Origin of the sequence: Dapis hubbardiae BLCC-M172, assembly GCF_050016015.1 — a bacterium.
In the GTDB taxonomy this organism is placed as follows: domain Bacteria; phylum Cyanobacteriota; class Cyanobacteriia; order Cyanobacteriales; family Microcoleaceae; genus Trichodesmium.
Map to the genome: position 1 here is coordinate 43,535 of NZ_JBNHEQ010000210.1, position 25,559 is coordinate 69,093.

Annotated in this window: 15 protein-coding genes and 1 pseudogene; 14 read left to right on the forward strand and 2 right to left on the reverse strand. The window is 35.6% G+C overall.

Annotation, left to right across the window (positions count from 1 at the left end):
- The first annotated feature begins 231 nt into the window (after window positions 1–231).
- The 5 genes and pseudogenes from ACP6PK_RS19250 to ACP6PK_RS19270 all read left to right on the forward strand — a co-directional run bounded on the left by ACP6PK_RS19250 (window position 232) and on the right by ACP6PK_RS19270 (window position 5,539).
- Window positions 232–681: a hypothetical protein gene (locus tag ACP6PK_RS19250; RefSeq protein WP_426561796.1), complete on the forward strand. Its 450-nt coding sequence runs from the start codon at window positions 232–234 to the stop codon at window positions 679–681.
- A gap of 536 nt (window positions 682–1,217) precedes the next feature.
- On the forward strand, window positions 1,218–1,646 hold the full coding sequence (gene gloA / locus ACP6PK_RS19255; protein WP_094673325.1) for a lactoylglutathione lyase: 429 nt from the start codon (window positions 1,218–1,220) through the stop codon (window positions 1,644–1,646).
- Between the two features lie 518 nt (window positions 1,647–2,164).
- Window positions 2,165–4,882, forward strand: a complete 2,718-nt coding sequence (gene clpB / locus ACP6PK_RS19260; protein WP_426561798.1) for an ATP-dependent chaperone ClpB — start codon at window positions 2,165–2,167, stop codon at window positions 4,880–4,882.
- 292 nt (window positions 4,883–5,174) lie between these two features.
- A pseudogene (locus tag ACP6PK_RS19265) lies at window positions 5,175–5,297 on the forward strand (DUF6888 family protein); the annotation flags it as partial.
- A 32-nt stretch (window positions 5,298–5,329) separates the two neighbouring features.
- On the forward strand, window positions 5,330–5,539 hold the full coding sequence (locus ACP6PK_RS19270) for a DUF6887 family protein (RefSeq protein ID WP_210407460.1): 210 nt from the start codon (window positions 5,330–5,332) through the stop codon (window positions 5,537–5,539).
- Window positions 5,540–6,174: 635 nt separating this feature from the next.
- Here the strand turns inward: ACP6PK_RS19270 and ACP6PK_RS19275 are convergent.
- A complete protein-coding gene (locus ACP6PK_RS19275; RefSeq protein ID WP_426561800.1) occupies window positions 6,175–6,891 on the reverse strand; it encodes an O-methyltransferase in 717 nt (238 codons plus the stop codon).
- 1,013 nt (window positions 6,892–7,904) lie between these two features.
- The gene (gene hpsE / locus ACP6PK_RS19280) at window positions 7,905–8,978 is read right to left on the reverse strand and encodes a hormogonium polysaccharide biosynthesis glycosyltransferase HpsE (protein ID WP_426561841.1); all 1,074 of its coding nucleotides are present in this window, start codon (window positions 8,976–8,978) and stop codon (window positions 7,905–7,907) included.
- A gap of 641 nt (window positions 8,979–9,619) precedes the next feature.
- Here hpsE (ACP6PK_RS19280) and htpG point away from each other — a divergent pair.
- The 9 genes from htpG (at window position 9,620) to hpsA (ending at window position 25,474) form a co-directional block, all read left to right on the forward strand.
- On the forward strand, window positions 9,620–11,629 hold the full coding sequence (gene htpG, locus ACP6PK_RS19285) for a molecular chaperone HtpG (protein WP_426561802.1): 2,010 nt from the start codon (window positions 9,620–9,622) through the stop codon (window positions 11,627–11,629).
- An 804-nt stretch (window positions 11,630–12,433) separates the two neighbouring features.
- Window positions 12,434–12,670 carry a 50S ribosomal protein L28 gene (rpmB, locus tag ACP6PK_RS19290; RefSeq protein ID WP_094676490.1) on the forward strand — a complete coding sequence of 79 codons (237 nt, stop codon included), beginning with the start codon at window positions 12,434–12,436 and terminating at the stop codon, window positions 12,668–12,670.
- A gap of 801 nt (window positions 12,671–13,471) precedes the next feature.
- On the forward strand, window positions 13,472–14,482 hold the full coding sequence (hpsE, locus tag ACP6PK_RS19295; protein ID WP_426561805.1) for a hormogonium polysaccharide biosynthesis glycosyltransferase HpsE: 1,011 nt from the start codon (window positions 13,472–13,474) through the stop codon (window positions 14,480–14,482).
- Between the two features lie 12 nt (window positions 14,483–14,494).
- Complete coding sequence (locus ACP6PK_RS19300; protein WP_426561807.1) at window positions 14,495–15,544, forward strand: glycosyltransferase family 4 protein; 1,050 nt, start codon at window positions 14,495–14,497, stop codon at window positions 15,542–15,544.
- Window positions 15,545–15,576: 32 nt separating this feature from the next.
- Complete coding sequence (locus ACP6PK_RS19305) at window positions 15,577–16,368, forward strand: hypothetical protein (RefSeq protein ID WP_426561809.1); 792 nt, start codon at window positions 15,577–15,579, stop codon at window positions 16,366–16,368.
- A 349-nt stretch (window positions 16,369–16,717) separates the two neighbouring features.
- Window positions 16,718–17,653 carry a glycosyltransferase gene (locus tag ACP6PK_RS19310; RefSeq protein WP_426561811.1) on the forward strand — a complete coding sequence of 312 codons (936 nt, stop codon included), beginning with the start codon at window positions 16,718–16,720 and terminating at the stop codon, window positions 17,651–17,653.
- Window positions 17,654–18,048: 395 nt separating this feature from the next.
- On the forward strand, window positions 18,049–18,882 hold the full coding sequence (locus ACP6PK_RS19315) for a sulfotransferase family protein (RefSeq protein WP_426561813.1): 834 nt from the start codon (window positions 18,049–18,051) through the stop codon (window positions 18,880–18,882).
- Between the two features lie 38 nt (window positions 18,883–18,920).
- On the forward strand, window positions 18,921–19,682 hold the full coding sequence (locus tag ACP6PK_RS19320) for a sulfotransferase family protein (RefSeq protein WP_426561815.1): 762 nt from the start codon (window positions 18,921–18,923) through the stop codon (window positions 19,680–19,682).
- Between the two features lie 602 nt (window positions 19,683–20,284).
- Complete coding sequence (gene hpsA / locus ACP6PK_RS19325; RefSeq protein WP_426561817.1) at window positions 20,285–25,474, forward strand: hormogonium polysaccharide biosynthesis protein HpsA; 5,190 nt, start codon at window positions 20,285–20,287, stop codon at window positions 25,472–25,474.
- Window positions 25,475–25,559 lie beyond the last annotated feature (85 nt).

The window sequence follows — 25,559 nt, forward strand, 5'->3', positions numbered from 1 at the left end:
CTTTGGACTTGTCCGTAGCAGTGTATCTCGGACAATAAAATCTTTCACTTAGTTTCGATACTGTCCACACTCTATCCCCTCATAGGGACTTAATTATTGATTTTTTATAGAAAAAAATTACCTTACTTTTGTATGTTGACAAAATAGCCAAGTATTATTTAAAATAAAACTATAAACAAATAAATCAATAACTTAGGCCACAATAATATATTTAACTTTAAGGTAGATTTTATGAAAAAGTCTATAGAAAATAAGTCTACTGGTACTCATCCATTGAATAGATTTGTAACTAGAGAGGCCCTAGCATTTCATTTAGGAATTAAATCAGACAATATCTACAAAATAAGCTGTTGGCGATATGTAATTCATGTTGTAGGAAAAGGTAAAAGTAGATTTGTCAGTTATGCTGATATGCCACCAATTTTAGGAGTAGAGGAACCAAGAAAAGCTGATTTTGCTAAATGGCGCAAGCGAATAAAAACTAGAAAGCAAAAGTATGTACCTAAATTTTGGTCAGAATTTTATGTCAAAAAAATTGAAGAGTCTAATTCAATTCAAACCTTATTAAAATGGGAAAATTTAGTCAAACAATGTAAGTCATTAATCTCATTAGAAGGAATCCAAAAAATTGAGAATGCTTTAGCTCAAGAAAAGTCTAGATTAGAAAAAATCAGTCACTAAAATTTTTGAAATAAAACGATAAAAATATTGATTGCTATTTGACTAATTGTCAAGTTGAGTTAAATAGCAATTGAGTAAAATAGTAAAATTAATTAACTTATATTTATAACAGATTTAAACAAAGCGATCGCTGCAACAAAACAAATATTAAATCCTAAATAAGTCGTAACAAATCAAAAAGTAAATAAAAAAACTGAAAGTCCCACCAGATGAGCTGTAGCAATAGTGCCTCTCTTGGTGCGCGTTCCCTCTCTTGGTCAGCATTCCCTTGCGCCTGGCGGCGACGCGGGGTCTGACCGCTTGCGTCTATCGCCGACGCGGGGTCGCACCGCTGTTGCCTAAAAAGCAGTAAGATTTTTGACACGAATATGCGGAGGATTGCTATATTAAATCTGACACAGTAAATCTGGCAAAAATAGAAAATTAGGCTATAGAGGAAAAAAAGCAGAATAAGTAACACAACATCTACTCCCCATATTGACCAAATTGCCTCAAAATAAAGAGTATAGATTTAGTCAAGGAATAAGGAGTAGACCATGCGACTATTACACACCATGCTGCGAGTCAACAACTTAGAAGAATCCCTCAAATTCTACTGCGATGTCCTCGGCATGAAACTACTACGCCAGAAAGACTATCCTGGTGGGGAATTTACTCTGGCCTTTGTTGGTTATGGCGATGAGTCAGACCATACAGTATTAGAACTGACCTATAACTGGGGTACCGATAAATACGATTTGGGCAACGCTTATGGCCATATTGCTTTGGGAGTTGATGATATTTATGGCACTTGCGAACAAATAAAAGCACAAGGAGGCAAAGTAACTAGGGAACCAGGGCCAATGAAACATGGTTCCACAGTTATTGCTTTTGTGGAAGACCCAAATGGATATAAAGTAGAGCTAATTGAGTTAAGCACTCACAGTAGTAGCTCAGAAAAAGAAGTTGCAGCTAGTGCTAATTAAAAAATTACAGAAGAGGGAAAAGAGAAAAAGTTAAGGAAGTCAGAAAGTTGTTTTTGTAAAGGGGGGTGCGTGAGCAACCCTCCAAAAACATTTCCCTCAAAAAGGTAGGGTAAAGGTAGGGTAAATTACCCAATTATTTTGATAATAAATAATTAGTAATTAACTCAAAGCTAAATAAATGATGTTTTTGGCTATCTTTCTTTAATCTGAAAAACTCAGGGAGGATTAATTTGTGGTAAATATTTTGGCTGGAAAAATATCAGGCTAACATCTATGAACCTTTGTCATAATTTGGCAAAATTATAGACTTATTGAGTAGATAAATACAGTCTAGAGTTAAACCCATAATACATCTTCACTTCTTCCTTTTCTAAGAAATACAAGGGTTAAACTAAGCTACAGCAAGGTTAAACCTACTATATAATTATCATTTTATTTAATTACCAATGGACAATTGATAATTAATCAACGAGGTCATTATCAATTATCCATTATCCATTATCCATTATCCATTATCCATGCAGCCAACTGACCCAAGCAAATTTACAGAACAAGCCTGGGATGCTATAGTAAAATCCCAAGATGTTGCTAGACGCTACCAAAACCAACAACTAGAAGTAGAACACTTAATTATTGCTCTCCTAGAACAACAAGGCACAGCTAATAAAATTTTAAATCGTTCTGGTATAGAACCGGAACGCCTTCTGCAACAAATAGACACTTTTGCTAAACGCCAACCTAAAATAGGTAGTATAGAACATCTCTACTTAGGGCAAGGTCTGGAAATTTTTCTAGACCTCGCTGATGAAGCTAGAGAAAAATGGGAAGATAAATTTATTGCTGTTGAACACCTCCTACTTGCCTTTCACCAAGATAAACGTTTGGGTAATAAACTTATTGGTGGTGGTACTCCCCAACTACCAACTCGCCCTGGTTTTGAACGCCCCCAAACTACTCCACAAGTTGAATTTGAAGAACTAGAGGCAGCTATTAAAGCAGCTCGAGGTAGTAACAAGGTTGAAGACCAAAACCCAGAAGCTACTTATGATGCTTTGGAAAAATATGGGCGCGACCTGACGGAGTTAGCTAAAGCAGGTAAACTTGACCCGGTTATTGGTAGAGATGAAGAAATTCGGCGGGTGGTTAGTTGTCTGTCTCGTCGAACAAAAAATAATCCTGTACTTATTGGGGAACCCGGGGTGGGTAAGACGGCGATCGCCGAAGGTTTAGCTCAACGTATTGTTAATGGGGATGTTCCGGAGTCTCTCAAAGAACGGCAACTTATTAGTCTGGATATGGGTAGTCTCATTGCGGGGGCAAAGTTTAGAGGAGAATTTGAAGAGCGTCTCAGATCAGTTTTGCGAGAAGTTACCCACTCGGATGGTCAAATAGTTCTGTTTATTGATGAGTTACATACAGTTGTTGGTGCAGGTTCGGGGGGCGGTACTGGTTCTGGTGTAGATGCAGGGAATTTGCTCAAACCAATGCTTGCTCGTGGGGAACTTCGTTGTATTGGTGCAACAACTATTGATGAATATCGTAAACATATAGAGAAAGATGCTGCCCTCGAACGTCGGTTTCAAAAAGTAGAGGTTGGTCAACCTAGTGTTGAGGATACTATTTCTATTTTGCGGGGGTTGAAAGACCGTTATGAAACTCACCACGGAGTAAAAATTACTGATGCTGCTTTGGTTGCTGCTGCTACTTTGTCTAACCGTTACATTTCAGACCGCTTTTTACCAGATAAGGCGATCGACTTGGTAGATGAAGCTGCTGCTCAATTAAAAATGGAAATTACTTCCAAACCAGTGGAGTTAGAAGCTATTGACAGACGGATAATGCAGTTGGAGATGGAAAAACTTTCCATTGAAGGAGAGTTGCAAGGCAATAATAAAGATAAAAATGCTGAAGCTACCCCACCTGTAAAAGTATCTCCTGCTTTACAACGTATTACTAATGAAATTAATACTTTGAAGCAAAAGCAGGAAAAATTTTCCTCTAAATGGTCGGGGGAAAAAGAGTTGTTAAATGCTATTAACTCTCTCAAAGCAGAAGAAGATAAATTAAAAGTACAAATAGAACAAGCAGAACGAGCTTATGATTTGAATACGGCAGCTCAATTAAAATATGGGCAACTAGAAACTGTACATCGCGATCGCGAAGCAAAAGAGGGAGAATTATTAAAGGTCCAAGCTCAAGGTTCATCCCTACTCCGGGAACAAGTTACAGATGCGGATATTGCCACTATCGTTGCTAAGTGGACAGGTATTCCGGTAAATCGTTTATTGGAGTCGGAAAGGCAGAAATTGCTCCAACTAGAAAAACATCTACATCAAAGAGTAATTGGACAGTCCGAAGCTGTATCTGCTGTAGCAGCAGCTATTAGAAGAGCAAGAGCAGGAATGAAAGACCCAGGGCGACCTATTGGTTCGTTTATGTTTTTGGGTCCGACTGGAGTTGGTAAAACTGAGTTGGCACGAGCATTAGCAGGATTTTTGTTTGACCGGGATGATGCTTTAGTACGAATTGATATGTCGGAATATATGGAGAAACACGCCGTTTCTCGGTTAGTGGGTGCGCCTCCCGGATATGTAGGTTATGACCAAGGGGGTCAGTTATCGGAGGCAGTAAGGCGACATCCTTATTCTGTAATTTTGTTTGATGAAGTCGAGAAGGCACACCCGGATGTATTTAACGTATTACTACAAGTATTAGATGATGGTAGGATTACAGATTCTCAAGGTAGGTTGGTTGATTTTAGTAACACTGTAATTGTGATGACGAGTAATATTGGTAGTGAGTATATTTTAGATGTGGCAGGAGATGATTCTAAGTATGAGGAAATGTATAAGCGAGTGATGGGAGGATTGAGAAAACATTTCCGCCCAGAATTTTTAAATAGGGTAGATGAAATTATATTGTTCCACACTTTAAGGAAGAGTGAATTACGTCAAATTGTGGAGATTCAAGTGAAGAGAATTGAAAGATTATTAGGGGAACAAAAAATTAGTTTGAAGTTAACTGCTGCAACTTTAGACCACATTGCTGAAGTTGGATATGACCCTGTTTATGGAGCGCGACCTTTGAAAAGAGCGATTCAAAAAGAATTAGAAAATCCTCTAGCAAATTTGATTTTAGAGAATAAATTTATTGGTGGGGATATTGTGGTAATTGATTGTGTAGATGGGAGTTTGGTATTTGGAAAAAAAGAGGAACTAGAATTGGTAAAAAAATAATTGTATAACAGCGCGAGCTTCTAGCTCGCCAGTATAATTAAATGATTTTTTTTAGATAAAAGTTACAGCTATAGCAATCCTAAATAGATTGCGGGTAATCAAAAAGTAAATAAAAAAGCTGAAATTCACACCTGTTGCCTGTTGCCTGTTGCTTAAAAAGCAGTAAGATTTTTGACATGAATATGCGGAGGATTGCTATAGTATTACTGTCCGAAAAGTTAGTAGTAATTAAACATGAAATTAACAGCAACATAACAATATAAAGTAAACAAACTTACTAACTGCTGAACAAAGTATTAGATGTGTCATACTCCGTCAATCTTTAACTAATACATTCACTCCTATTTTTCTGGTTCGTCTAGACGAGCGAACAGGTAATTTATTCATCTTGGCAGGAGATAATATAGAGATATAAATATATCCCGATGGTATTTGGAAATTCTTATAATGAAGCTAGATTTTAATAGCATGAATAAAAGCCAACTTAGAGCTTATGTTATTTCTCATCCTAATGAGAAAGCAGCATTTCATATATTTGTTGATCGCTTTACCTCTGAAGCTCCAACTGAGACTTTTGATATTCCGAAATCAATTGCTGAAGTTGAAGAAGTTGATATTGTGATTAGAAAAAAATTAGAACAATTCAAAGAAAAGTAGATGCACAAATTATAGAGGTATGGTCTGATTGAGTATTCCTTCTCGAAAAGGTTCAATAAAAATAATGATTATCTGCTTAACTAATTTTGATGTTAATTTCACAATAATGAACCAAAAATAATGCGATGATTAGCCTAAATATAGATGACATTAAACAAAAGTTATCAGAGTTTATTAAACTGATTCAATAAGGTAATAAATTAATCATTACCACGCTGATAAACCTATTGCTGAAGTTAAACCAATTCCTACAAATTAACAGCAAAAACAATCTCATCCTATTGGTTTATTTGTAGATGAATTTGTTGTACCAGATGACTTTAACGATCCTCTTGCTGAAGAAATTATTAACCTGTTTACCAATCCATGAAAATACTCTTAGATACTCATATCTTTCTCTGTTTTATTACTAAAAGTAAATGACTTTCAGGAATGGGAAAATTGTGATTCAGCACAATACAACAGAAATAGATATTGCTGAAGAATAGGTGAATTTAGGAGTGCCAAAACATAATATTGTTATTGGTTTCCATTAACATTTTAAGAGACAATTTACAGAAGATGCAGTTAATTAGTAAGTAGTAATTTTTTCATACTCATAGTTTGATGTGAAGAAAGCATAAAGTCAACAACTTTCACCAAAGCAGCGGATTAAAATGTTTTCCTTTAAAAGCTACTGAAGTTACATCGCTAAAATTAATAAACCGAAGTTTGTAATCTTTTTGCCACTTTTTCATAGCTATTTGTTCGCCATTTCTGTTAGAATCATCTAAAAAGACAGCATAATTATCAGCTAATAATTTTTCTTTAACTAAAAAGGGTAAAGCTGGAAAGCGAGAAAGACTATTCTTTTTAGTTCCTGCTTTCGGGCCGTCTACAAATATAATATCAAACTTAGTATCACTAAATTTATCTTGGAATTTTTCACTATACCACGGAGTTTTTTCCAAAGCTAAAGAGGTAGGCTCTAATGGTGCATAAATAAGTTTAACAAAGTCAGTAAGATTTTCTTTTCTAAGAGCTATTTCTAAGATATCCAAATATTTACTATCACTTTCTACTGTAAATAATTTAAAATTTAGATTATTCAGTTTGGCAAATTTAGCACAAGAGATTGTTGATATACCTCCACCAAATTCAATCATGTATTTTCTTTGGTTGATTTGTATATCATTTAATATACAAGCTAGAGTATGGGGATTAACAGAAAAACCTGTGATCGGAAAATAGTTTGTACTATCTGGCAAAAAATCACTGATTAACTGAAGTGCTAGATTATCTCGTTGAATTTGTCTAGATTGACCAAAAAAAACTTTTGAGCGATTGAAAATTTGTTGTATTTTATTAATCATTATTACTCCTACTTATAGGTTAAGCATATTTTTTAAATGAAAATACTAGCTTACTAACTTTGCTTATCAACTTTCTTCTTAGACTTATTTAAAGAAGTCAGGGAATAGGGAATAGAGAGAGAAAATAAACTAATTTCATTTCTTAAATTTATTTAATGAAAACTCTCCCAAGAAGTTTATTGAGTAACATTTACAGTTATTTACTCAAATTTAATGAATTCTAATGCTAAATTCTCTGATTTTCGTAGTTTTATTTTTTCTTTCATTAATTAGTTCATCCTTTCAAATATCTATCTAGAGGTTTGCTGAAAAAGTGTTATGGGTGAGGGTAGGAGTCAGGAGTCGTAGGGGCGTTTGCGGAGCATTCCGGAACGGAAATGGCCATGTGCTAACGCAAAGCTCCGCTTTATATGTCGCTCCGCGTTTTTCATGTCGGCTCTTAGCCGTTAGCGGAGCTTTGCGCTAGCAAAACGGAGTTGTGCGATAGCAAAACGCCCGTACAGGAGTCAGGAGGAATGGGGAATTTAGAGAAGGCAGTCGGAAGAATTATCCCTTGATTTTTCTGCCTCGCGTCAACCCGAAATCCTAACTTTTTGAGATCCCTATAATGAAAACCTTGTACTTTTCCCAGACCTAAAAAGGCTGAAACCTTTATATTTAAATACTTTTATATTTAATCAGCAAGCTCTATCTAGAGAATTGGTGTTGCACAATAGAGAATGATATTCTAGAGTTTTATTGAGAGGTGGATTGTCCTTAATTGTCAAAGCAATAAAGTAGTGAAAGACAGTCATCGTCAGAGAAATATAGAGTTATCTATGCTGTGACTGTCGTTGTCAATGCGCGAGATAGCTGTCCTTTGGGTTATATTGGTGTTGGTAATTTTGGCTATGATTGTTCTAGAAATGACGATTGTCTAGATCCTATTTAACTAGCTAGCTTTTTGAGCTTGAGTAAATACCCGGCTTCTATAGGCCGGATGTTTAGGAAGAATGGAAATCTCCTTGTAAACGTTAAAAAAAAGATCCTCCTGAGTGCTGAGTGGTGAGTGGTGAGTGCTTATTTAAAAGCATTTGATCTTTTACAAATTTAGATTTCATAGCTTGATTCACCAATGCCATTTTTCTCAACAACTGCACCTTCCATATATAAAATGGACTGACTAAAATACTTAATAACATTGCCATTTCACAAGCAGCAACTGTATCAATTTTCAGCAAACTATAATTTTTAATAAAGTATAATAGAGCCTTACGAAAATCATTAACTAGATAAGCCAAAAATCCTAAAGGTCTTTGCCAAGGTTTCAACCGTATCATTCTAATATGATTTCTGTGTAATCCTGAACCACTCACTAGAGATACTAAATAATTCCGTTCTAATCTCCAATAAGGTATCTGATGATAGATATGCATTTCTGGATTGTACCAAATTTCCCATCCTGCATTTTGTATATGAGCTAAAATTTCTATATCTTCTCCCTTAAGTGCCAAAGATTTTCCAGCCGGTCCTGTAAGGAATAAATTTTTAGGAACATTTTCTAGCCATGCTTTTTTCGAAATAACCATACCAGCTCCTGGTGGTAAAACTTTTTTCTTATGTTCGTTATAGGAAAAAGCTTTTTTACCTCGTTCAATAATTGCCAAATAAGGAGCTATTTTTTTAAAATTCTTAGGTAGTTCACCTTCAAATTTTCCATGAATTTGTCCTCCATAAGCACCAGCTTGAGGATGTGATTTGCCAAAAGCATAAGCTTGAGCAACCCAGTTAGGTGCAGGTAAGTTATCATCATCCAAAAAACCCACATAATAACCTTGTGCTTTTTCCATTGCTGTTTTTCTAGCAATTGACGCTCCTTGTTGAGGTTCTAGGAAATATTTGAGAGGAAACTTTTCCTGCCATTTAGATTGGTAATTGGCGATTATTTCAGCTGTATTGTCCTTACTATTATTATCAACTATAACAATTTCCCAGTTTATTTCTTCGGTTCCCTCTTGAATTTTGAGCTTCTCTATTATATCAGGTAAACGCTCTGCTGCATTGTATGCTCTAATTGCAACAGTAAAATCATACTGATTTTTTTTCATCACATTTTATCCTTAAAGTATAGAGAGGAATAAATTTAGCATAACAGTTTCCCATTGTTATCAGCTACAGTAATAATACTGAAATACTGAGGAAACCAGTTTTTTAAATGTTAATAATTCATTAACTTGAGTGTAACACCCGATGATTGTATCAACCATTTTTACTCTCTATTCTAGAAAAATAATGAAAATCGTGAATATTTTTTGCCTTCATACCTAATTCCCTAAAACCATAAATATATGTACATAATAACTTCGGAAATGCTGTAAGTTAAGATTAAAAACTTTTATGTATGTTTGAAATTGTTCCTGCTATTGTTATCAACTATAATAATTGATCAGTTTATATTCTTTGACTTTCTATTCATGAGAAAAAAATCCTCTTGTTTTGAATAAGAGGTAATTGTTAATTGTTTCTTTATTCCTAGGTAGTGAAATCCGAATCAGATTTTTGGTGCAATCCCTGTTTAAAAAAAAGACTCTATAAATCAAAATTATTAAATAGTATTGAAGACTTACCAGGAGCAATTGGCCATAATGTCTAAAAATTATTGCGGCTTAGTATCTTTGAAGATTTTTAAACATTAGACAATTGCCTGAATGATCTACTAAATATTCATCTACATAAAATAGATAACACTATGAGTACAACACTAGAAAAAGGTAAAATCAGTATCCATACTGAAAATATCTTCCCAATTATCAAAAAATCTCTCTATACTGACCATGAAATTTTCTTAAGGGAATTAGTTTCTAATGGTGTAGATGCCATTGCTAAACTAAAAATGGTAGCTCGAACTGGAGAGTATAGTGGTGATGTTACCACTCCAGAAATAGAAATTAAAATAGACAAAGATAATCAAACTCTTTCTATTACTGATAATGGTATTGGGATGACTGCTGATGAGATTAAAAAATACATTAATCAAGTTGCTTTCTCCAGTGCTGAAGAATTCATCGAAAAATATAAAGGCAGCGAAAATGATGCTATTATTGGTCATTTTGGTTTAGGCTTTTACTCATCTTTCATGGTTGCGAAAAAGGTAGAAATTGATACCCTTTCCTATCAAGAAGGTGCAGAAGCTGTTCATTGGAGTTGCGACGGTTCTCCAGAATTTGAAATATCAGATTCGACTCGTACAGAACGAGGTACAACTATTACCTTAACTCTCCAAGATGAAGAAAAAGAATATCTCGAACCTACTCGCGTTCAACAGTTAATTAAAACTTACTGTGATTTTATGCCAGTGCCCATCAAGTTTGAGGGTGAAGAAGTTAATAAACATAAGGCGATCTGGCGAGAATCTACTCAGAATCTGACAAAAGATGATTACTTAGAACTATATCGTCACCTCTATCCTTTCCAAGAAGATCCTCTTTTATGGGTTCATCTCAATACTGATTATCCTTTTATTGTTAATGGAATTCTTTATTTTCCCAAATTAAAGCCAGATGTAGATGTTACTCAAGGCAATATTAAACTGTTCTGTAATCAGGTATTTGTTACCGACCATTGCGAGGAAATCATCCCTAAATTTTTGATGCCTTTGCGAGGAGTAATTGATAGTACAGATATTCCTCTAAATGTTTCTCGTAGTTCTTTATTAAGTAATCGAACTGTCAGAAGAATTGCCGATTATATAGCCAAAAAAGTAGGCGATCGCCTCAAAGAACTTTATCGCGATGAACGAGATAAATATATTAGTGGTTGGCAAGATGTCGGTACATTTGTTAAGTTCGGTGCATTGAATGATGATAAGTTTAAAAAGCAAGTAGAAGACATTATAATTTATCGCACCACAGCTCAACTAAACGAAGGTGAAACAACTGAAACTGAAGCTAAACCAGCAGTAGAAGTTCAAGCAGAAGGAGAAGATGTTTGGCAAGAAGTAACTCCAGAAAATTCTGAAGTTAAAAATACTGACGAACAAGGTTTTTATTACACAACTCTCAAAGAATATTTAGAACGTAATAAAGAACGTCACGAAAATAGAGTTTATTATTGTACCGAACCTGCTTCTCAAGCAACTTATGTAGAGCTACATAAAAACCAAGGACTAGAAGTTTTATTCCTTGACTCTTTCATAGATACTCACTTTATTAGTTTCCTAGAAAGAGAATATCAAGATGTTAAATTTTCCAGAGTAGATTCTGATTTAGATGACACATTAATTGACAAAGAAAATCAATCAGAAATAGTTGACCCAACCACCAATAAAACTCGCAGCGAACAAATTAAAGAGTTATTTGAAAAAGCACTAAATAAACCCAAAGTAAATGTTAAAGCACAGGCATTAAAATCAGAAGATGCTAAAGCTACTCCTCCAGCAATGGTATTATTACCAGAAGCAATGCGCAGGTTACGGGATATGACTGCTATGTTACAGCAGGAAAAAACAGAATTTCCCGAAGACCATGTTTTGTTAGTTAATACAGCCCATCCACTAATTCAGAATCTCGCTAATATTAGTCAAGGTAGTATTATTCAGGGTAGTGGAGAATCTCCATCATCAGAATTGGCCAAAGAAATCTGTCATCATGTATACGATTTAGCTTTAATGGCACAAAAGGGTTTTGATGCTGAAGGGATGAAAGAATTTGTGGAAAGGTCTAACGAGGTCTTGACTAAGTTAACCGAAAAAGCATTATAAACAGGGTCAGTTTCATAGTCATTTATATAGTAGGGGCGGGTTTTAGATATAATTTTCATCCTGACTCTGAGATTTAGACAAACCCGTCCCAATGCACAAAATTAGTTGTTTCAGTCCATGTTATTTCTATAGTAGGGGCGGGTTTTAGATATAATTTTCATCCTGACTCTGAGATTTAGACAAACCCGTCCCAATGCACAAAATTAGTTGTTTCAGTCCATTAGCTTAGATTTCGTCCCTCAACCCAACAACAATCTTTCTCCCCTACTCCCATAAGGAATTCCAATAACTAAAATATTTGGGATTAACATCGTTAATAGCCTTTCCTTGGATAGAGGATGAAAAAAATCACCTTCAGTATTTCAACCACAGGACTTTAACCAGGACTTGCTGAGTAAATCTTAAAGCATTTACAGATAAAAGTTTTCGCCTTTTTAGGTCTGGAAAAAGTACCAGCTTTTCGGTCCCTCAAGCTGAAAAAGTGACCATTTTGAGGCAGGTGCGAGGCAGAAAAATCAAGGGACTGTTCTTGTGACTACCTACTCTATAACTCCCATTCCTCCTGACTCCTGTACGGGCGTTTTGCTATCGCACAACTCCGTTAACGCTGCGCGACATATAAAGCGGAGCTTTGCGTTAGCACATGGCCATTTCCGTTCCGGAATGCTCCGCAAACGCCCCTACGACTCCTGACTCCTCCCCTCTACTAAAAGACTTTTTTAGCAAACCCTAGCTAGAGATACTGATAACTGAAATGACCTATATAATAAAAAGGTTGTAAACACAAGATCGAAGGACAAAGTTATGAGTCGTAAATGTCAATTGACGGGAAAGAAAGCTAATAATGGCTATGCAGTTTCCCACTCCCATATTCGTACCCACAAATTACAGCACGCAAATCTCCAGTGGAAAAGAGTGTGGTGGCCTCAAGGTAATCGTTGGGTAAAGCTAAAATTATCTACCAAAGCAATTAAAACTTTAGAAAACAAAGGTATACAAGCTATGGCCAAAGAAGCTGGCATTAACTTGAATAAGTGTTGATATCTTTGTTTCTTTACTCCAATAATTTAGCCCTGTCCTCATCAACTGTAGGATAGGGCTATTTATTTATATATTTGTTTCTTTTTTCCGGATGATTGTTAATTAGTATGTATGTATATATATTAATTTTATTGAAATTTAGGATCTTTAGGAATTCTGAGAATAACATTTTTAGCCCAGAGACTGTTTGTCAACTCAATATTTAGGGTTTGCTAAAAAAGTCTTTTGGTAAGGGTGAGAGTCAGGAGTCAGGAAGAACAGGAATTATAGAGGAGATAGGAGTCAGAATTGTCCCTTCCTTTTTCTGCGTTTGTCTACTCAAAATCTGAGTATTTTCAGCTTAAGGGAACAAAAACCCTGCACTTTTTTCACACACGCAAAAGCTAAAGCTTTTATATGTCAATGCTTTTGGATTTAATCGAAAAGCTCTATTTAAAGACTGATGATCGTCAAGGATTTCAAATTGTTGCCTCATCCCAAACCCAAAGTTATCTCAAGAAGACTTAATATAAGTCTATAATTTATAAATATTATTAATAGCTCCTAAAAATTCAGTTCTGGAAAATTTTGAGGGTTTTGTTTCCTGTTTGAGCTTAATTTTGGCATAAGACCCGTACCAGAGAAATAGTCTTGCGGTCGTGAGGATGTCAAATTTGCTCGATCGACAATCCCAAAACCTTTATTTTTTCGTAGAAAGCTGTAGATTAAATTAGGAACTTACGAATATATACTGTCGTCAGGGTAGCATAATATTAAATATATTGTAAATATAGAATTACTTAATTTAGGATGTAAATTGTTATGACTGATTTTACTGTAGTCATCCCTACATATAATGGAGCAGAAAGATTACCATTAGTTCTAGATAAATTACGCTCTCAAATCAATACAGAAGGACTATCTTGGGAAGTTATTGTTGTAGATAATAACAGCAAAGACAATACGCAAAAAGTAGTTAGAGAATATCAAAAAAACTGTCCTCAGCCAATGATCCTAAGATACTTTTTTGAAGAAAAACAAGGTGCAGGATTTGCTAGAAAAAAAGCGGTTCAATCAGCCAATTCACCTTTAATTGGTTTTCTAGATGATGATAATATTCCTGCACAAAATTGGGTTGCAGCAGCTTATGAATTTGCTCAAAAATATCCCAAGGCAGGTGCTTATGCCAGTCAAATTCATGGAGATTTTGCTGGAGAACTACCAACTAATTTTGATCGAATTAAACCATTTTTTGCAATTACTGAAAGGGGCGAAGAACCATTACTATATCAACCAGCATTGAAGGTAATACCGCCTTCCGCAGGATTAGTAGTTCGTAGAAAAGCTTGGCTAGAAAGTGTTCCCAAATACTGTATATTAAGTGGTAGAAAACCAGGTTCAATGTTAACTGCTGAGGATACAGAAACTATTAGTTATATTCAACAAGCAGGCTGGGAAATTTGGTATAATCCAGCAATGGAATTAATTCACAAAATTCCCAAACATCGATTGGAAAAAGATTATTTAATTAGTTTTTTCCGTGGCATAGGTTTGAGTCGTTATGTAACTCGAATGTTGGGAGTTAAGCCATGGTTAAAACCATTAGCTTTTTTAGCTTATACAGTAAATGATACTAGGAAAATTGTCCGCCATTTACTTAAATATAATCTAAAGTTACAAACAGATGTAGTAGCGGCTTCTGAATTGGAATTATATATTAATAGTTTAATCAGTCCTTTCTATTTGTGGAAAAATGGTTATTTAGCAAAGGTTGAACAAAATCAGAATTCAGCCCAAGAATCTCAGGTAGTTTCAGTGGAATTGCTCAAATAGTAGGTAATTTAGATGAAAATTATTGCTTGGCCAGCATTTAAAACGAAGTATAAAAATCCCTATAACTCGTTGTTATATTCTCAGGTGATGCAGCAAGGAGTAACAGTTACAGAATTTTCTCTAAGCAAACTATTACGCCAACAACACGATATTTTTCATCTTCATTGGGTAATGGAAAATATTGTGCGCCATCCAAATCAATTTTTAGCAGCTTTGCGAGCTATAACTATGCTATTGGCAATAGATTGGGTCAGGGCTAGGGGAACAAAGATTGTTTGGACAATTCACGACCAAAATCCTCACAGTATACTACATCCTCAATTAGCAGCATGGTTTCAGTCAGAGTTCATCAAGCGAGTAGATGGGTGCATCAGTCATTGCCAAGTAAGTAAAGAGTGGGCTGAATCAACATGGACCGAGTTGAGCGATCGCCCCCACATAGTTATCCCTCATGGTCATTATCGACAGGTTTATCCTGACAATACAAATCGCGAGGCAGCTCGGAAAACTCTGAATATACCTCCCGATTGTCATGTACTCTTATTCCTAGGTTATATTGACCATTATAAAAATGTGCCTCATCTAGTCCAAGTTTTTCGAGAATTAGATCCTACTAATTGGATATTATTGGTAGCAGGTAAACTAGAAGTCCCTGAACTGAAGTCTCATATATCCGAAGCAGCAGGAAATGATTCTAGGGTGAAACTAAAGTTTAGGTATATACCCGATCAAGATTTACAGACATATTTTAGGGCGGCAAGTTTAGTAGCTTTACCATTTCAAGAGATTTTAAATTCAGGCAGTGCATTGTTAGCCCTTTCTTTTGATTGTCCTATATTAGTACCTGAGAAGGGAGCAATGCCAGAGTGGCAGGAAAGAGTAGGGCAAGATTGGGTAAAATTGTATGGAGGAGAGTTAACAACAGAGATTTTAGAATCTGGATTAGAGTGGGCTATCAAAGAAGGGCGATCGCCACAACCTAATTTAGAAAAATTAGAATGGTCCAGGTTAAGTCAGGAGACTATAGAAACTTATCAACAGGTTTTAGACTTTCATTCTTAAATGAATGATTATTGTGAAACAAGGGGAGAAATATGAATTTATCTGTGGTAAAACGGCACCTAAAAGAAATAGGGAATTATGGATTATATCTATGGAAAAAACCATCTTTACCATCAAATAAATTTGTGATTTTTGGTAGAGGGCGTTCTGGCAGTACGCTGTTAGTCAACTTATTAACTAATCAAAATCAAGTTCATTGTGATAATGAAATCTTACACGATAGGCTTTTATTTCCTCGTAGTTATATAGACTTATGTTCTTCACGTTATCAATCTAGAGTCTATGGTTTTAAGCTTTTGAGTTATCAGGTTAGAGATGTGCAGCCTATTTCTGAGCCAGAGGAATTTTTACTTAGTCTATACGAAAGTGGTTATAAATTTATTTATTTAACTCGTAGTAATCTAATCGATCATGCTCTATCTAATATTAATGCCAAGCTGAAACAAAAATTTCACCATCGTTCTCACGAAGGTGAATTTAAGTATCAGCCAATTAAGGTAGAAATTGAAGAAGTATTTCAAAGGATTCAGTTTAGCGAAGAACTGGGAGAGTATGAAAAAAACTTACTCCAGAAAATACCTCATCTTAGTCTTACATACGAGGATAATCTGCTGGATAGTGAATGTCATCAAAAAACTGTAGACCAAGTTCTAGAATTATTTAATCTACCCTCAAAACCTGTAAAAACTAATCTCGTCAAATTAATGCCATTGGAGCTGACAAAAATGGTAGAAAATTATGAAGAGCTAATTGAAGCAATTAAAAAAAGTAAATATGCGCATTTTCTTAGGGATAATACCTCAAAAAGCCACCAAAAAGTTTAGCTTAACTTGATTGGTAGACATTCATTAATGGATAATGGATAATGGATAATGGATAATTACCTCAAGGAAAATCGTAAAGGAATTGAATATAAAAAAATATCCTATCACTTTTTTATCTGGAAATAGAAGGCTTTATACCTTGATTTTTGGGTAAACTTTAACAATTACAACAGATTTCGGGCAAATAAGGTACAAGGTGAATAGTGAAAATATTGCAGTGCGGGCATCTTGCCCCCTTCTTGCTGTACCTTATAACTTCGGAAACCGCTGTAAGATCTATTTCTTTTCTCTGTTTTCTACTACCCTAAAACTTCATACTTCTGGAAAAAAAAGTTTCATAAGATGATTTATGTCCTTATCTGAAAATCAAGAAAATGTTCAACCACTAATTTCTGTGGCTATATGCACTCATAATAGAGCCGATAGGTTAATTTTCGCTTTAGAAGGATTGGTAAAACAATCTCTTGCTAGTCAAAATTTTGAAGTTTTAATTATAGATAATGTTTCTCAGGATAATACTAAAGAAATAGGCGATCGCTATCAAGAAAAGTATTCTAATTTTCGCTATATATACGAACCAGCCCTTGGACTATCAACGGCTCGTAATTCAGCTTTAAATCAGGCCAAAGGTAAGTATATTGCCTACTTAGATGATGATGCTATTCCTTGTGAGGAATGGTTAGAAGCGATCTTAGATAGTTTGACTACGGTTGAGCCATCTCCAGTATGTGTGGGTGGGCCTATTTATGGGTTATGGGAAATTCCTAAACCAGATTGGATAGATAGAGCTATGGAGGACTTTTTTACTGTACTTGATTATGGCTCAAAGCCTAAATGGTTTAAAACAAATAAATTTCCCTACGGGGCAAATATGACATACAGAAAAGAATCTCTCAAAAGTGTAGGAGGTTTCAATGAAAAATTAGGCCGTCAAGGAAAGAAATTATTATCTCAAGAAGAACTATTACTAAATCTAATTTTAGAGCAACAAGGTGGGAAATTTTATTATAACCCTAAAGCATCTGTGCAACATTGGGTACCTAAAGAAAGAATTAATCCTGAATGGTTACTGAGTCGTAGTTATTGGCAAGGTAGATCTGATGCGATCGCCGATCGGATTATAGGTAAGTCCATAACTGATCAATATCAGGAAAGTTTGTCGAATTTGCTCAACTTAAAACGAGTTATAGCTCAACTTTGGCCTCAAAAGAAAGTACGATTAACAACTCGGTCGCGTATTTGGCGCAGTTGGGGGTATTTTGTCGAAGTTTGGTTGAATAAATAACAAAAGATAGGGAGTAGGAGTAAATAATTAATAATTAATAATTAATAATTAATTATTACCTCTTCTTTCTCAGAAGATGATTGGTTTAAAAGGATTTTTTTTCTTTTTTCTCAATGAATGGGGAGGCTTTATACCTTGATTTTTCGGTAAATAGTTGATGAATAAGAGTAGGACTTCAGTCATGATAGATGGGGAAATAATCTTTCCTGGTGTTGCCGAATTAAGGTATGAAAATAAAAACTGCATCATCTTAAGTATTTGTTATTTGATAGTTTCTCAATTGCCAACAAATACACATCATATCTACATATCAGCAATTCTCTTGCTTTCTTCTTTCTTTTTTAAAAAGTTTTTAACTGAACTGTATTGATTTATAACTAATAAATAAGGTAGTTATGAAACAGAAACTTCAAGCACCAATTTTTCTATTTGGATGTCCTCGCTCTGGGACAACATTATTACAAAGTTTATTAGCAACTCATCCTGAAATAGCTTCTTTTCCTGAAACAAAATTTTTCCTCTATGGAGTAGCTAAATACGAACCTAAACGACAAAAATTGGGATTAATTTCACCACGTTTAAAACCACATCTCAAAAAATATTTTAACAAAGAAATTAATCGTCCAGAGATGTTAAAATATTTTCCCAAAATTCCCTTTATAGATTTATACACTCGTAGCTTTATTAAAGTATTAAATATTTTAACTATCGAGGCAGGTAAAAGTTTATGGTTAGAAAAAACCCCAGACCATATACTTTATTTAGATTACATAGAAAAGATGTTGCCTAAAGCAAGAATGATTCATCTTTTAAGAAATGGCCCTGATGTCGTGGCTTCATTGTATGAAGTGACTCATAAATATCCTAAACAATGGTATAAAGCATGGGATATAGACTACTGTTTAGAACGTTGGAAAGAGTCAATAGAAATTAGTATGAAGCATTCTCACAAAGAAAATCATATTCTAGTGAATTATGACCAACTTGTTGCAGATACTCCTGTTATTATCAAAAAAATCTGTGATTTTCTAAGTATAGAATTTGATGAAAGAATGATAGAAGATTATGGGAAAGCAGCTAAATATTTGAGTTTAGAAAAAGGGGGTAGAACAGTGAGTCAGGAAATTAAAAAATCTGGCTCCGATAAATTCAATAAAATATTTGATGAATCTCAGAAGCAATATATATTAGATAGGATTTCTGGATTTAATCTAGAGTTAAATTTTTAGAAGTATTGGTCATTAAAAGCTACAAAAAAATAACTACTATGGAAAATTACAAGTTCATTTTTATTGGTGGTTTACACAGAAGTGGGACATCTTTGGTGTTTAAATGCCTGAGAGAACATCCTCAAATTAGTGGCTTTAAAAAAACTAGAGCTTTTGAGGATGAAGGTCAACATCTACAGTCAGTTTACTATCCCGCAATAAAGTATGGTGGAGCGGGAAAATTCGGTTTTAATAGAGCATCTTTTTTAGATGAAAATTCAGAGTTAGCAACTTTAGCTAATGCAGAAAAACTGTTTCATCAGTGGGAGAAATATTGGGATATTCAAAAGCCTTTCTTATTAGAAAAGTCACCACCTAATTTAGTGAGAACTCGTTTTTTGCAAAAATTATTTCCTAATTCATTTTTTATTATTATTTTTAGACATCCTATAGCGGTTTCTTATGCAACTAGGAAATGGTGTAAAAATCCATTGCATTCCCTAGTAGAACATTGGCTGAGATGCTACGAAAAATTTGACTCAGACAAGGCAAGTATAAAAAATGTTTTAGCGATTAAGTATGAAGATTTTGTAGCAAATCCTCAAATTATTTTAAATCAAATCTACTCCTTTATTAATTTAGAAAGTTTTCCTGTAAATGTTGAAGTTAGTTCTAAGGTAAATGATAAATATTTTTCTCGTTGGCATCAGTGGAAAAGCAATAAGATTATGAATTTATATGCCAGTTATATAGAATCAAGGTTCGAGACGAGAGTTAATAATTTTGGCTATAGTCTGAAGAATTTGGAAATAATTCAATGAATTAGTAGTAATCTAAAAGTAGTGATATTTACTATAAAAATTTAATTAGTTTATATACACTTTTCCTGTAATATCAAATCTGGATAATTACTATATCCAACTCATTGGAACTGCAACAGAGTAGAAGCAAGCAATCTCAATGATTGAGGAGATTGCCTCCTATCATCGCAATGACGACTTTTTAGCAGAATTATATATAATACCAAGTACGATTAATATTTAGTAAAAAACTGCGGATATTGATTATAACTGCTTGTTTTTGTATCAAGTTTTATCTGCTGATTGAGAGATAAAAATTACCATTTTTATTCCTTACTTAAACTCTTAGTAACATTCTTTAACTCTTCGTAACATTATTTGCTTCAGATATGGTAGAATTCATTTAGATAGTTGTAATTCAAAACACTAACTTGTTGTGATAATAGTCACTGAATTTATCGCTACAGTCTATAATTAAGTCTAAAATAGAAGATATAAATTCAAATCAATATGGCAGTGTTATTTTTTTTGTAAATATGGGAAAAATCAAAAGTAATAGCTTAATTATCAAATAGTAACAATGTTAAAGCTTACCAATAATATGACAGACCAGGGAAAAGCCTATGTATTACCATAATATTAAAAAAAATATCAAAACTATAGTGATAAATATAAGCAAACAATCAAAACTACTAATTAGGGGATTAGTAAAATTTACTGCTCGGAGAAAAACAACTTTAGGAAAAGCTACTAATGCAGGATTTGTACTTCCTACAGTGACAATGGTTATGTTAGTAGTCGTATTACTGACAGTAGCTATATTGCTTCGTTCTTTTGATCGGGCGGAACAAGCTCGTAACGTTAGAGTTAGCGAGCAAGCTCTTAGTGCAGCAACTCCTGCTCTTGATCGAGCTAGAGCTAAAATTCAGTATCTACTTCAAGAAGACCCTACTTTACCTAGAGAAACACCATCAGATGATGTTCTTTACTCAACTCTAAGTTCTATTACACCAGATAGATATACTTTTGCTGATGAAAACCGCTTGAGTGTAACTTACGACCTTGATGGCTCTAATTCAATAGAGAATGAGGGTAATAATGCCAGTCAAATTGAAGATGACGAAGAAGTTAGAACTGCATGGAGATTTCCTGTTGATACAAACAACAATGGAATTGCTGACAGTTACACAATATATGGTATCTTTTTCCGTACCCCACCTCGTAACGGAACTGGATTTACTAGAGAGAGAGGACCTCTAGAAGCGAGGACTCCACCAATGCCTCCTTTGGGAGTACTGCAAAATCAAAATTGTGCTGGAGCTTTAGGTAGTAGTGCTAGCTTGGTAGGAGACTCTGGTTGGTACAAAGCAGATGGTAAGTTAGTAAAAAGTTTTTTTGTTTATACTGTAACTGTTCCTATTACAGAACCCGGTAATGATGAAGAAGCGTTTCCAGGAACAACAGGTGTTGCTGCTCTAGAATATCAAGAAGATTGGGAAAGAATTCCTCTAACCAACAACGCTGTACTATATGGGGATGATTTAGAAATATCTCCCGGTCCTGATTTTCGGATTAATGGCAGGATATTAACAAATAGTAATTTAGTGGTTTCGCCTTTTCGTAATGACTTACATATATATCAAGTAAGTAGTAATAGTTCTTGCTTTTACGAAGCAGAAAATAGCAAGATAATTGTTGGGGGTAACGTTGTTAACGGGATGTCCGGCAATAGTAATCAAACAAATGATGTGGATGTAGATTTATTTCAAGGTACTGGGAATGCTGTAGTAACAGATGTAATTAACACCGGCCAAGACTCGGTTAATAACACTTCATTTGAAACTATCTATAATAATGATGCCTATGAAAGACGAATAGCTCACCTTTTAAATAATATACCAGCAGGATGTGAACCATCAGAAGTGACAGATAGGGTTACAGATAGGGTAGAAGAAGAGGGAGCTGATACAGATAGGGAAGCAGAAATACGTCGCGAAGAATATGAAATATATTTCCGAGATAGAACTATAAAAGTACCATTTATCAATGTAAATGCAGGTACTAACGAAACCTTAACTGAGACTCCTACCTGTGAAGTTATTGATGGTAACAATCATATTGTACCACCCGATGCATGGAGGCTTCCAACAGAGACTAATACAAAACTTGACCTAGATGAAAATCAACTAGAAGCTCAAGAACCAAACGGTGAAGATAATCGCCTAGAACAACTCCTTGGCGATCGCATATTTGTAGGAAATAATTTGCCTGCTAAACAGTGGGACGGTTCTACATTTGTTCGTGGTGAACAAGATGCAGGGGAATGGACTGACACAGAGGCTACTCGGACTCGGCTAGCTCGTGTAACAGAATTACCCAGCGTGGGTTCTTCAGATCGGAATGGGTTCTGGGAAAGGGCAGCCGCTGAAGTACCGGAAGCTTCCTTAGATGGTATTGGTGGTTTGCGTATAGTAACAGGGGCAGGAGTTTATGAACGTACTAATTCTTTTCTGCCACCTCCAGTAACAGGTAATAATCCTCCAACAACACCACTAAATGAAGTACCTTTTGATGACCCGGCAACTAATGACGTAGAACAATATACTGTTGTGTGGCCGGATACAATGCCTATGTCATCTAGTCCTGTAGCTACCGTTTATGATAATGATAATCAGCAATGGGACCCTAATCCACTTCCAAATGCTGCAGATACGGCAAATTGGCCTCTAAGGAATACAGGTACTTATGCAGCAGTGACACCCACTATTGACCCAAATACTCCCAAGTATGCTAAAGGGGATCTAAGAATGCGGGCAACAGTGCTATATCACTATGCAAGTGACCCAATTGACCCGGATGCCGATCCTGTAGATAACGAACAAGAACCTATTGCTTGTATTAGTAGTTACTATGACCCAACAAATAGTACAACGGCAGCAAACTTGACATCTTTACCAGATACGGGATTTGGTGCAACAGCAAATGGTAAATCAAATAATGGTGTAGTTTATGAGCCGCCAACAGATACATTTAGACCAACAAGCTCTAGTTTGGGTACAAATGGTAGATTTACCACAAATCCACCAGAACTAGGAGACCAAGCAAGTATGGTTTTCCCAGATGGCAGATTTGCTAATGAACCTTTGCGCAGAGCTTTAGAAAGATTAGATGGTGGCACAACTAACGATTTGACACTAGAAGAACAGGCCGCTATAGATTCGACTCTCTGTTCTTTAGATATATTAAACGGTAACGTGAATAGAACTAATGCTCCTTTTGGAGTAGATTATGATGGTGTCATCAGAGAAGTAACATTATTGGATGCTAGACAAATAAAAGCTATAGATGCTGACAATCTTGACACTACTGATGTTGATGAAACTTTTACTCTCAATAGCACTCTGGCAAATCCAGCAAACTTAACAACAAACTACGATCAGTTTATAGAAGAACGACAACCTTTAGAAATTCGTTTGACTCAGTTAGATTTGGGTGCAATGAGAAATCTAGAGATAACTACTTTTGGTGCTGCAATTCCTACTGAAGTATCAACGGGACTTGGAGAAGAATATTTACTGCCATATAGCGGTATTATCTATGCTACTCGTGATGATGCTCTACCAGACAGGAGCGATCGCACACCTAACGACGACAATAGCGCAATTGATGAAGATAGTAGTGCATTGATCAGTCCCACAGATTATAGATTAGACCCCACTCGTCGCCCTAATGGGATTATGTTGATTAATGGTGAACGTCTAGCTAGAAATGATAATGATGATGATGGTCAAAATGATGATGCTGATCCTGTTAGTAGTGTAGAAGATGTTGTCAAAGAAAAAGGCTTAACTTTGGTTAGTAATTTGCCAGTCTATATCCAAGGTACATTTAATCCTCATACTGAGCAAGAGTTTAATGAGAACTTACAGGATGATTGGGGTAATTTCTACACTCGTACTGACATAAATCAGAATTTTGCTTGCCGTCCTGGAGACCCAAGAATTTCTGGTTGCACAACAGGAGATCAATGGCGTCCAGCAACTGTACTAGCTGATGCAATTACAGTTTTGTCTGATAATGATAGCGATCTAGGTTTAGGTTTTCGTTCTGGTTTTCGTGATGAGGGAGATTTTGACCTCAGAAATAATGCTGGTAATCTTCCCGTTGTGATGGATGATTTTAATACTGATGGAACATTAGACCGAGGGTATAACTTTAACCGCTCTGTTGATAACCAAACAACAGATAATACTACTGACGATCTTGTTAATGAGGCAGAATTAGGTTTTGACCTTGATGGGCGCGATAGTAATGGAGATGGTGACAAGGAAAATGATACAGTGCTAGAAGCTGATATTACTGTTGCTGGCGCTCGGATGTTAAATGGTTTCTATGGTAATAACTTTGTTACTAATGGTTTGAGTAGTGGTGCTTACTTTACAGATGCAACTCCTCAAATTAATACAGTATCTTATGACGGTGCGGGAAACCAAATTGACAATTCTGGAAATGCAGTTACACCAACTGATATAATAACAGATGCTAACTACTCAACTAATAATAGCAATACTGTCGTTAATAGTTCTTACTTCAACAACTATGTGACACCTGTTCAACGACGAGGAGATTTCCCAGAGTATGTAATGGAGATTTGTCGGAAGTTGCCTGTATCCTCTTGCCAGCCTCCAGATTGGGTGGTAGATATAGGTGCTAATGAAACAGCAAACCAAGTAGCAGTAGGCACAAGTGTCAATGCTTTAGGTGCAGGAACTACAGCTCGTCCTGCATTAGACCCTAATGACCGTCGTTATCCAAGGCGTGTAGCATTTGCCAGGGATAGTAGTAACAACTTAATATTAGATGGTGGCTTACCAATTCCAATAGGAGTACAAAGTGGTGATCTGCAACTATTCTCGTACAATACTTCTCCAGCTACAATAACTGGAACAGGAACGAATTTTGATACACAAACTCCGATTAATAATATACCTGATATAGCAGCTAATGCTCTTTGGTTTAGAACTTCTAATAATGCTACCGATCCAACTCAAGGAGCGAATTATGGTAACACTTTTCCTTTGGCTTATTTGAACTCATTAGTAGTTCCCGATCCAATAGGTGCACCAACAGAAGGAACGGTTCAACAACCTCTGTTAGTACCTGTATTACAATACAATGCACCAGGAACCGCACCGCCAGGTACCTCTGGTAACTTACCAACCGGTAACAATGATCAGCTAACAAACCGTGGATGGCTGCAAAGAGCTGCTGGAGATACCATATTTAATCTAGTAGTAGGTTCTGGTGACGTACCGCCCCGCACTGGTAATAATGGAGAAGGTAATGGTGGTTTGCAAAACTTACCACGCTTCCTAGAAAACTGGTTGCGAAACAATGGACAAGATAATCAAATTACTGGTGGTTTTATGCAGCTAAAGCGTAGCGCTTATGCGACTGCTCCTTATACACATATATCCCCCAATCCAATCAATCCCGATCCAGGTGAGAGTCGTTTTGGCCCTCCCTATAATACTTATAACCTTAATAACGGGGGTGGTAGGATTCCATTCTTCCTACCACCTAATCGTAACTGGGGATTTGATGTAGGTCTGCTTTCCCAGTCTCCCGACTACTTTTCTCAACAATTGAGCGGTCAAAGTTCAAGTGCTGAACCAGACAGGTATTATCGCGAAGTTAGTCAAGATGATGACTGGATACAAACTTTGTTGTGTTCTACTTTAGTTGATGGAGGTGGAAATGCGGTTAACGCTCAAAATCGCCCCGATGACTTCTGTGAAGATTTCACAGAGTAAAATCTAAAAATAAATAAACATCTTGCAGAAGTGAATATTTAATATTTTTCATTTATTTATTTCTACTTTCTGCAAGATTTGACAA